7 protein-coding genes are annotated in these 10,795 nt (G+C 47.9%); 1 reads left to right on the top strand and 6 read right to left on the bottom strand.

The window, feature by feature from the left end:
• Positions 1-33 precede the first annotated feature (33 nt).
• From B2952_RS06120 to B2952_RS06110, 3 genes are read right to left on the bottom strand one after another with little or no spacing between them, the layout of a single operon-like run.
• Entirely contained in the window at positions 34-1,200 is a 1,167-nt protein-coding gene (locus B2952_RS06120; RefSeq protein ID WP_290735347.1) for a restriction endonuclease subunit S, read from the bottom strand.
• 29 nt (positions 1,201-1,229) lie between these two features.
• Entirely contained in the window at positions 1,230-2,906 is a 1,677-nt protein-coding gene (locus tag B2952_RS06115) for an HsdM family class I SAM-dependent methyltransferase (protein ID WP_290735344.1), read from the bottom strand.
• Positions 2,907-6,137 carry a type I restriction endonuclease gene (locus tag B2952_RS06110; RefSeq protein ID WP_290735341.1) on the bottom strand — a complete coding sequence of 1,077 codons (3,231 nt, stop codon included), beginning with the start codon at positions 6,135-6,137 and terminating at the stop codon, positions 2,907-2,909.
• A 360-nt stretch (positions 6,138-6,497) separates the two neighbouring features.
• Between B2952_RS06110 and B2952_RS06105 the strand changes: the two genes are divergently transcribed.
• Positions 6,498-7,529, top strand: coding sequence for a virulence RhuM family protein (locus B2952_RS06105; protein ID WP_290735338.1), 1,032 nt, complete (start codon positions 6,498-6,500; stop codon positions 7,527-7,529).
• Between the two features lie 80 nt (positions 7,530-7,609).
• Here B2952_RS06105 and B2952_RS06100 read toward each other — a convergent pair whose 3' ends face one another.
• Genes B2952_RS06100 through B2952_RS06090 form a run of 3 tightly spaced genes read right to left on the bottom strand, consistent with a single transcriptional unit; the run spans position 7,610 to position 10,792 of the window.
• Positions 7,610-8,281: a hypothetical protein gene (locus tag B2952_RS06100; protein ID WP_290735335.1), complete on the bottom strand. Its 672-nt coding sequence runs from the start codon at positions 8,279-8,281 to the stop codon at positions 7,610-7,612.
• Positions 8,281-8,991: a tetratricopeptide repeat protein gene (locus B2952_RS06095; protein WP_290735332.1), complete on the bottom strand. Its 711-nt coding sequence runs from the start codon at positions 8,989-8,991 to the stop codon at positions 8,281-8,283. Before B2952_RS06095 ends, B2952_RS06100 begins: the two co-directional genes overlap by 1 nt.
• 46 nt (positions 8,992-9,037) lie before the next feature.
• Positions 9,038-10,792 carry a glycosyltransferase family 39 protein gene (locus tag B2952_RS06090; protein ID WP_290735329.1) on the bottom strand — a complete coding sequence of 585 codons (1,755 nt, stop codon included), beginning with the start codon at positions 10,790-10,792 and terminating at the stop codon, positions 9,038-9,040.
• Positions 10,793-10,795 lie beyond the last annotated feature (3 nt).

Genomic DNA, 10,795 nt, shown 5'->3' with positions numbered 1-10,795 from the left:
GAAGAACTTTTTTGTTAATAAACCAATTTTCAACTACACCTCAATTTGACCGGTCATGAGGAGCGGGAGGAGGGTGTTGCGTTGGGCGATTAAGGCTTCGATTTGTTTTAAATTTATCAATCGCTTTTTAAACATTGGAGAAACTCGTTGAACAAAGGATTCAATGGCCGGCGAGTTCCAGCATATACTATAATTCGTTAAATCGTTCATAACTATATAAGGAATAGCAGAACCATGAGTACCACCACTGTAAGCGGGTTCAAAAAGATATTTCATCGTGAAATATAGATACGGCATCACAGAAGCACTTGTATTTTTCAATACGCACGCATAAGTTCTTTGATACAAATCAAACTTGCCATCATAATACGAAACACGTCCTGTATAGCTTCCATTTCCTGAGACTAAAATAGCCTGTCCATCATATAAATACTCATTAGAAGACAATTTTTCCGGTGCACAGGAAAAGAAAGCATAATCTCCGGGAATTCTTTTTGAAACATCTTTTTTTCCTGTAAAAATACTGCATAAATCACCAAGTTTTTTCACTTCCCAATCCACAGGGATGTTGCGGTTGAGGGTTTTGTTGTAAGTGGTTTGGTGGCCGGCGCATTGGAGGAAGGTGTAGTCGTAGATTGTCTTGGCGGTTTGTTCCAACACGCGATTCTGGGTACGGAGATTTACTACGCGTTTATCAATATTATAAAGAACAGATGCTATTTTCTTTTGTATTGATAAATCAGGGAATTCAAATTCTAACATTTGAATATCCGATGGATTTAAAGAGGGATAAGAAGATACAGCAGTGTCAGCAATAGTCCCTAAATATTCCGTAATTTTATCCTGAATCAACAACAAATATAGGTAGTACGGATCTATTACGTTTTTATATTCGTCCTTCACATCAATGGTTACAAATCCTGTAGAAACAATTGTGTTTTCCTTAGGTTTTTCCATAAAACCATAGTGTTTCAAACGGGGCCTTACTGTAGAATATAATATCGTCTTATCAAAGACTCTTCTTTGTGCTCGACTTGGGGCATCTTGCCTAGATAAAACTTGCATTGGACCAAATATATTCTCGGTCAAACTACCTGTATCCAAATACTCAATAACATCCATAGAGTCTTTTTTTGACAAAGTCTTTTTATCAAAATCGGCAATATTCCCCAGCTTATATTTCTTCATTTCCACTGTCATACAATTTCTCTTTCAATCGGCGAGGGTTCTTAAATTTTCATTCCCTTAAGGTTCTTGAGAATCTGATTATCAAGTTCTACGCCCTGGGCAGAGAGCGTTTCCAGTTCATTGGCAAAGCCCTTTATCTTGGCCTTGAATTCTTCGGGGGTAATTTCTACGTATTCCACCTTGATATCAAAGTATTGGCCGGCGCTCAGACTGTAGCCCTTTTCCCTGATGTCCTTATAAGTCACGGCAACAGAGAAATCTTCCACTGTCTTCTTTTTGCGGAACGTAGTTACAATTTTCTCAACTTCTTCGGGGCGTAAACGACACTTCTGGTTGTTGCCTTCCTTGTATTCTTCACCAAGCTTGCTAGCATCAATCAAAATCACCTTGTCAGAATCTTTCTTGGGCGATTTGTCAAAGAACAGCACTGAAACGTTAGTTCCGGTGTTCGCAAACACATCACTTGGCATGCTGACCACACCGCTAATGATATGCTTATCTGTTAGGTATTCAAGTATTTTGTATTCAACGCTCTTTTTTCCTTTTTCCTTTTTTGGAGGCTTGCTTGTTAGAAATCCCGTAGGAATAACGATTGCGCCCTTGCCATCGGCCTTGATGGAGTTAATCACATGCTGAATAAAGCAGGTGTAAATGGCCATCTTGGGTTTGTTGGGGTCAACCTTCTTTACCTTGTTGGGGATTCCCGCCCAAAAGCGGACACTGTCTGCCGCCAGGGTGTCGGAATACTCAGGGAAGTCCAGCTTGAACGGCGGATTACTTACCACAAAGTCAAACTTCTTGAGGCTTCCATCCTTTTCTACATGGGCGGGTTCCAAAAGGGTGTTCCCCTGCACCACATTAGGCAAGCTGCCCACCAAATTGTTCAAAATCAAATTCAGTCGCAGCATTTCGCTGGACTTGTCAGAAATATCCTGGCTGTAAATGGAACAACGGTCCTCGCCCACCTGGTGCGCAAGCGCCATAAGGAGCGTGCCGGTACCAGCACTGGGATCGTAACAGGTTGCGCCCTTGTATTCGGTTTCGGGATCCACCAAAAGTTGAGCCATCACCTGGGCAATTGCTCGGGGAGTAAAGTATTCCGCATACTTACCGCCACCGGCATTGTTGTAATCCTTAATCAGGTATTCAAAAATGCCGCTGAAAAAGTCATACTTTTCGTTAAAAACTTCTTCAAAGTTAAATTCCGCGATGTTCTTTACCAACGCCTTGGCAAAATCATCGCGCTTACCAATGTCAGTGACATAGGGCGTAACGGCAGCAAAGATATTCACCTTCGCCTTGCCCGAAGTCACCACCGAAAACTGGTCCTGGTTATAGGTCGCGATATCTACCAAGGTAGAATCCAGCAACGCAGAAAAATCGCCTTGAGTCGAAGCATTGTATAAATGGCTCAAGGTCTGGTGCGGCTTGATTAAAGGAACGCCTCCGCCCATGTAAGAGAACAAATCCTCGACTTCTTCGTCGGTAAAGGTGTCGTATTCAACATCCCACTTTTCAGCCTTGCTCAAGCGCTTCTTGTAAGGAGTCTTTTGGTTCTTGGCTTCAAAGGCAAACTTGTCGTTAAAGAACTTGTAAAGGAAAATCTCTGTGATTATCTTGTATTCATTACCGCCATTGGCAAGGCCATACGCACCAGTCGTACTTTTAAGGGAATCAATAAGGGCTATGGTTTTGGCTTTGAGTTCTTCGGTGTTCATTTACACTCCATAACTATTATACTGATTGATGTATTCATTAGAAATCAGGTTGCTAATGAATTTGCGGTCATCAAGACTCGCGGTCAAATCAAGGTCCATGAACTTGTGGCTTACGCAGCCTAAAATATCCTTACGGAGTTTGTCCTCGTTTTCCACAATTCCCGGATTCTTTTCAAACAGGTCGTCGGCAGAGTCCTTGATTTCGATAAGGCTTTTCTGAATTTCGAATTCTTCCTTAGAAAGCAAGGGTCTTTCTTTCTTATCGCTTTGTACTCGCACTTCATTTGCTTCTACAATTCGCTTGTGAATGCGGACAAATTTCTCATCGTCCTTGTAATGGGACTTTAGCGCGCGATTCTTGCGATTGATTTCCTTGATTTTGGACATTACGTCTTTCAGGTAGAAAATGCTGCCTTCGGCTTCAGTTTTGTCTTTAGGAATATAGCCGTGTTCCCTGAAATACTTTTTGAATTCTTCAATAAGGTTGACAAACTTGTCTTCTTTCTTATCGAAGTTGGCGTCAAATTCGGCACGGACCTTTTCGGCTTCTTCCCTAAGGCTATTGATGATAATCTTGAGTTCTTCTGAAATGCCCTTGCGGAATTCAAAATCCAGACTATCAAGAATCGTATTGATTATGCCCGACACATCTTCGCTATGGTCGTTGCCTTCCTTGAAGTTAATGGCCGCAATGCGGCGTTCCACTTCACGCAACAAAACGGGAATGCCGCCGGGCAGCATGTTCTTATACTTGTCCTGCAGTTCAACGTTCCCGCTAGAACGGATTCTGTTGCCCAGGCCTTTTGCGTCTTCAAGAATTTTACGAAGATGGTACAGAGGTTCCTTGTTTTCAATTCCATCAATGACTTCGCGGAATTCCTCGTAATTCTCGGTAGGGAAATTCCACAAGAAATCCGTCAGTTCCTTAATCTGCTGCTTGACTTCTTCGGGATTTTCAATAATCACCTGGCCCGGGTCAGCGGAAAGTTCCAAGCCAGAATCTTCCGTAGTCTTGTTCAGTTCCCGCAGGTAACGGTCGTTGGTGGCATCAAAGTTTTCCTTGATGTCAACAAAATCCACCACGTAGCCGTATTTGAAATCTTTATATGGACGATTGACACGAGTCAGCGCCTGCAACAAATCGTGACCATCGAGTTTGCGACCAAGATACAACTTTTTCAAGCGGTTTGCGTCAAAACCCGTAAGCAACATTTTATTGACAATCAAAAAGTCCGTCGTCATGTTCTTCTTGTAGTCAACAATGTATTCCTTGCGTTCCTTCTTGTCTCCTTCATCATGGAGAATCAGGGACGCCTTCAACGGTTTTTCAAAGAAAGAAGCGTTGTAATGCATCAGCTTTTCTGCCGCCATGTTTGCGACTTCTTCTCTCTTTTTCTCAATGACACTTAATGCAAAGTTGTAGCGTTCGTTCCACAACTCAAAAAGTTTGCGGGCCTGGTCGTTAGTTTTGCAAACAATCATCGCACCAATAGACTTGTCGTCACATTCAACGCGGAAAGAGGTAAAATCATCAATGATATAATCCAGCAAGGCGTTCAAATACTTAGGATGCTCAATGATTTTATCCTTATCGATATCGCTCTTTTTGACTTGAATCTGGTTTGCCGAATTGTTTTCAAGTTCATCAAGAATCCCCTGCAAAGTTTCTTTGTAGTGGGTTTCAATGGGTTCACGCATCAACTTAAGCGTGTAACCGTCCGCAATTGACTTGTCGTAATAGTAGGTATGAATGTAATCGCCAAACACGCGCCAGGATTCACGTTCTTCACGAAGCAGCGGAGTGCCCGTAAGGGCGAGCTTTATTGCATGTTTGTCGGCACTCAAAAGGTTTGCAAGGAACGCTCCTTCGGGATTGTAGCCTCGGTGAGCCTCGTCAATAAAGAATATTCGTTGCAGGTTTGTGTTGTAGCCCGCAGAAATATCTACCGGGGCCTTGTCTTCGGCAAATTTCTGGATATTGACAACGGTGATTTCCAGCCTACCGTCGGCACTTTTTACCAGCTGCGTATTCTTGATATCTGCCATGAGTTGTGCGCGGTCTTCTACAGTCTGCACAACAAGGCCGCGAGCGGCAAACTCGTCGCACGCCTGTTCCATCAAGTCAATTCTATCCACGATGAAATAGAACTTGGCCGGAATAGACTTCTTCGCAAAATAGTCGGTGAGGCTCTTTACGGAGTAATAAGCCAAAGCCGTCTTGCCGGAGCCCTGCGTATGCCAAATAATTCCACTCTTTACGCCTTCATCCAATTTTTTACGGATGGCAAAAGAAGCGAAAAGTTGCTGGTAACGCATTACATGTTTTTCAAGAGTCTTTATCTTTTCGCCGTCGTCTTTTTCGACAGTCTTTTCTACATAGGCAAAGCCATAACGAAGCAGGAACAAGAAACGTTCCTTGCTCAGCAGCGAAGTCAGAATGCGGTTCGTGGGAGTAGTCACCTTGCAATTCGTGGCATACTCCGGATGGCATTTGAGAGAAAGACAATTTCTGTGCTTAAGAATCAGTTTTTCTGTATCTTCCGAAACTTCCCGATACAGATACTTGGGGCCGAACTTTTCGTCTTCTTCGCGGAACACATTGAAAAACGCTTTCTGCTTACCAATGCAGGCGTAGAACGCTCCCTGAACAGGAACACGATTCGCATTGTCGTATTCTTGATTGTTGCTGAAAATCATCAGCTGGGTGATGTTCAGAAAACGCCTAAAACTTTTGTTGGGCAAACGCTTCTGGTTTGTGCGGCTTTGCTCTGCAACAATGCCTTCTGCATTATTCGGCTTTTTCACTTCGATAAAAGCCAAAGGCAACCCGTTCACAAAGCATGTAATGTCAGGGCGGAAACTATCACCCGTCTCCTGATTCTCGCAAGGAAGTTCCGTCGTCACAAGCCAGCTATTGTTCTCCGGATTTTCGAAGTCAATCAGCTTGATTCCAGAATTCGAAGAAAGCACCTGGTAAAATCCACGACCAAGATCGTCGCTGCCAAGCTTGCTCAGCACAGACTTTACATGAATTTGAAGGTCGTGGAGCTTTTGCTCCGGATTTAAACGAACGAGAGCTTTAAGGAATTCATCGGTAAGAACGTTGTTGTTCTTGTCGAGCCTGCCTACCGGAGTTTCGTCGCCGCATTCAGCAAAATAAGTGTAACCCAAACGGCACAGATGGAGTGCCGCCGGGACCTGAACTCTAGTACATTCGTTAAATCCAGCCATAATCTTTAACTCAAAAACCGGCTTGCCCAAGAGGGCAAACCTTATGTACGGTAATATAATTTAAAATCATGATTGACAAATCTGTTTTCCGTAAAAATGAAGCATTTGAGAGGGAAAACTTTTCTCTGGCATTAAAAATCGCTCGCCGACGGCGGGCGTTTTTTTGCAATCGGGGCGTTGCGGGGTGTCCCCGCTAGAAGGGGTAGCGAAAAACGCCGAAGGCGGTTGGAGCGAGGGGGAGGCCTCCCCCTTCAAAAAAAATGCGCGGGCCTATTGACAAACTGGATTTTTGAATCTATATTTAGTGCACAAGTGTGTAGTCTTTGGCGTTTTGACGCTTGTATGCCAGAGGAGTTGACGATGAAGAAAAAGGATATAGTGCCGGCTGTCGAAAAGAACGAAATTGTCGTTTACCAGCCGGAGGGTGGGGAATTCCACATCGAAGTCCGAGTCGAAAACGAGACCGTCTGGCTCACGCAGGCGCAGATGGCGGAACTTTTCCATGCCACAAAGCAGAATATCAGCCTGCATATCGCAAGGATTTTCAAAGAAGGTGAATTAGACCCAAAAGTGGTTGTCAAGGAATACTTGACAACCACTCAACACGGCGCAATTACTGGAAAAACGCAAGTTCACGCCGTAAAAAACTACAACCTGGATGTCATCATTTCTGTAGGCTATCGAATAAAGTCAATCCAGGGCACGCGCTTTCGTCAATGGGCATTGAACATTTTGAAAGAGTACATGCTCAAGGGCTACGCTGTAAACCAGCGAATGCTGGCACCCCAGACTCAACAAAAACTGATTGAAAACGTCAATACCCGACTCACAGCAGTCGAGCAGCGCGTAGATTTTTTCGTCAATACAGCCCACTCCGCCCAAAATCAGAGAATCGAGCAATTGTCCAACGACGTCCAGAAGGTCATGGCAAATTTCATCGACCCGAGCACCTTCAAGCACTTTCTGATTCTGAACGGGCAGCGGCTGGAGGCCGATGTCGCCTACACGCAGATTTACGGCATGGCGAAGAAGTCAGTGCTGATTGTAGATGATTACCTGGATGTAAAGACGCTCGATTTGTTGCGGTGCGTGGTGAAGGGTGTTTCGGTCCAGATTTTCAGCGAACAGCACGGACGTTCCCGTTTGACCGAAAGCATGCTAGCAGACTTCAGAGCAGCCCGCCCGGATATTGAACTTGACGATGTTCGCACCACGGGGAACGTGTTCCACGACAGGTACATCTATCTGGATTTTGGCACCGACAGCGAGAAACTTTTCCACTGCGGGGCATCAAGCAAAGATGCAGGAAACAAGATCACGACCATCATGCAGCTGGAAGATATCGCCGGGTATCACGCACTTTTCGAGAAGTTGTTGCGAGATGAAAAATAAAGAAATCATTGCGCTCGTTGAGCGCAAGACACGGCGCCTCGGTCATGCCGGCAAGCAAGCTTGCCGTCGCAACGCTCGGCTTACCAGTCTTTTGCAGGTCTTACCTGCCCGCGGATGGGTTTCCAGGGTTTGCGTTCGCCGTTCTGCTCGTCAAAGTCCTTCAGGAGCTGTGCAGCCTCTTCGGGGCTCATCTCGCCCATCTGCACGGGCTGTTCCTGGGGTTCTTCGCCACCCTGGCTGTCGCTGGAATTTTCCTGCGGCTGCTCGGGTTGCTGTTCAGGCTGTTGCCCACCATTGCTGTCGGAACTTTCACCGCCCTGGCTGCTGCTGGACTGGCCGCCGCCATTCTGATTCTGGTTCTGGTCATCGCCCTGGCTCGAAGAACTCTCGGACCCGCTGGAATTGCCATCGCCGTTCTGGTCCTGGTTCTGCTGGTCCTTATTCTGGTCCTGATTCTGATCTTTATTTTGATCCTGATTCTGGTCCTGGTTGTTATCCTGGTTCTTGTCGTTCTTCTTGTTCTCGTTCTTCTGCTCGTCCTTGGCTTCCTTGATGCGGTCCAGGAGCATTTGCAGCTTCTGGTCGTTCGGGTAGTATTGCAGGCCCTCGTTGCAGGTGATTTCGGCAGAGGGCAAACGGTTTTCGATGTACTGGAAGGCGGCATCGCTGTAGTAGGCGCTCGCCGACTTCGGGGCGGCAAAGGCCGTTGCGGACAACAGCAAAACAAGTACAATGGGTCTAATCAAACGCATCAGATCACCTCCAGGTCGTTGTCGGTGTTGCTCGCGTCAATCTTCGCCTTGGGCTTGCGGCCGGCCTTGATTTCGATGACGTCGTCGATGCGCTGCACGTGGCCGCTCAACTGGCCCGCAGTCTCGTCCTCGGCAATCAGGTTCTCGAGCATCTCCTTGGCTTCGGCGTACTTGCCGTCCTTGCAAAGTTGCAATGCGCGCGCCAGGACTTCCTTCGCCTTGTCGGAAAGCGGCGGCTGTTTCTGGTCGTTGTTCTGGTCCTGATTCTGGTCCTTGTTCTCTTTCTGCTTGTCGAGTTCTTCCTTCAGCTTGCGCTGGACAATTTCCACGTTCTTCTTCGCGTTCTCGAAATTGTTGTCGAGGTCGATGGCTTTCTTCAAATAGGCGACAGATTCGCGCCAGGCGGCAATGCGTTCGCTACCCTCGGCGGCCTTCTCGCCCATGCGGAAATACGTATTCGCGAGGTTGTACGCCGCCTTCGCTGCCATCTTCTTGTCGGGCATGCGCACGGCACTCTCGAGTTCCTTCTTGGCCTCTTCGTAATTGCCGAGCCTGTACTGGCACGTTCCGATATTGTAGAACAATAGCGGGTTCGCGGGTTCGGCCTCGCGGGCCTTCATGTACTTTTCCAAGGCACCGGCATAGTCGCCGTTCTTGAACAGTTTATTGCCGTCGTTTATAGGCCGCGCCCAGAGGGCAACCGACAGCACACATACTAAAATCAAAAAAAATCGCATTTTCAAGCCTTCGTATTCTCTACATGGCAAGAATATACAAAATCGCCGTGCTCAAGACAAACAACGAAACAAGTGCATAACCAAGCACTTTCCACTTGGTCGACGCCCCTTCTAGAGAAACTCCCCAGCCGACAAACGGGACGAAACTCAAGATGACCGGTGCGATGTACCTGAAATCGTTGCTGCAAGAATACGGCACCTTGATCCGCAGGAACATGAGCGCAGCGAAGAAGGCCGCGCCCTGCAAAAGGAGAATCCAATGAATCGCGCCAAGTCTCGCCTTCCAGAATCCGCGGGCAGCATACACGAGCATCCCGAGGAAAGACACGCTCATCAGGGTTGCAAGCGTCCTTCCGGTCTCGTTGCGCACCAGTTCGAATTCACCGAACATCGACGACTTGAACGCATAATTCCAGAAGAACTCGCGTCCCCATTCCTCGTTCCAGGCACTCGTGTAAGGATGCGTCACGAAGGACTTCAGGTCAAAGAAAATGTAGTTGAACGCCTCGTTGCCAACCTTCAACCGCCCGTTCAGGCCGCTCGAATTGCCCACCAGGTCGGCATCGCCCAGCAACTTCTGCAGGAGGATTCCGGCAATCAGGGCGACAAACATTCCCCAGGCCACCCACTCGGACCTGGACGCGGTAAGCCGGCGGAAATTGTGGACATAGCCGCACACGGCAAACAGGAACGTCGTCCCGAGCGTCACCACGGCAGTCGTCTTGGTCCACATCGCAAGCGCCGTAGCGACAACGGACACAATCAGGTACTTGCCTTTCCCCTTATTCAGATAGTTGATACCCCCCCAAAGGCAAAGGACATGCATCAGATAGAACATCTGGTCGTTGCCAATGCGGGGCGCGACAAGAATCATCAACGGCCAGAAAGTCCACAAGAGCGAAGAAAGCCCGAGCGCCGCACCGCCCATGAAGCCCTTGAGGAAGAACAAGCCAAGCAAGAGCGTCGCCACCGAGAGCAGCAGGCTAAACGTCTGCAATCCCGTAGTGCCGCCCACGCCTATCCCGTTGCCAAACACGAACGAGGGCACCGACGACACATAATAAACAGGCGGATGGTAGCAGGTCCAGCAGTCATCGACTCCCGGAACGGCATGCTTTTCGAGAACGTACTGCACGTAAGCGACATGGCCGTCGACATCGTTCGAATAAGTCGTGTAGGGAACATTCGCAAAGAAAACCGTCCTGATAGCCACGCCAAGGAAGAAAACAAAGAGAAGCCCTCCGCGGAGTCCAAGCCTACGCCCTATTAGGAGGCACAGGACCGCAAAGAACAGGACCGCCCCCACATTCGAAGCGGTGGCAGCCGCCGAACTTTGGTAGACAAACAGGTTCAGGCCCGCATCGCCCCCGTTGTTCTTCAGGCTGAACGCAAAGTGCGCCTTGTCCCCGACCCTGTGGGGTGCAAGCACGCTATCCTTCAGGAGGAAGCCTTTCGAGAAATTGCAACGGTCGTGGAAGCCCGACACGTCAACTTCTTCCCCGTTCACGACAATGCTTTCTGCGCAGTCATCCGGAACGACGCGCAGGTCGTATGAGGCGTTAAAGGGATTGTGGATATCCAGTTCCACCTGGAACAGTTCGCCGTCCGCCATCTTTTGCGCAACCGGGAAGCTCACCTTTTCGGGATCGCCGTCCCTGGTCAACACGACATTGTCAATGGAGACGCGCATGGCAACGCCCGTGACGACACAGGCCACGAGCAGCAGGGCGCAATAGAGTTCAGGGAGCTTGAAAAAAGCTACGACGCGTTTCATGGT

Source organism: Fibrobacter sp. UBA7003 (assembly GCA_002449765.1).
In the GTDB taxonomy this organism is placed as follows: domain Bacteria; phylum Fibrobacterota; class Fibrobacteria; order Fibrobacterales; family Fibrobacteraceae; genus Fibrobacter.
The sequence above is the reverse complement of the archived record's forward strand: the minus strand, read 5'-3'. Positions and strand labels throughout refer to the sequence as shown.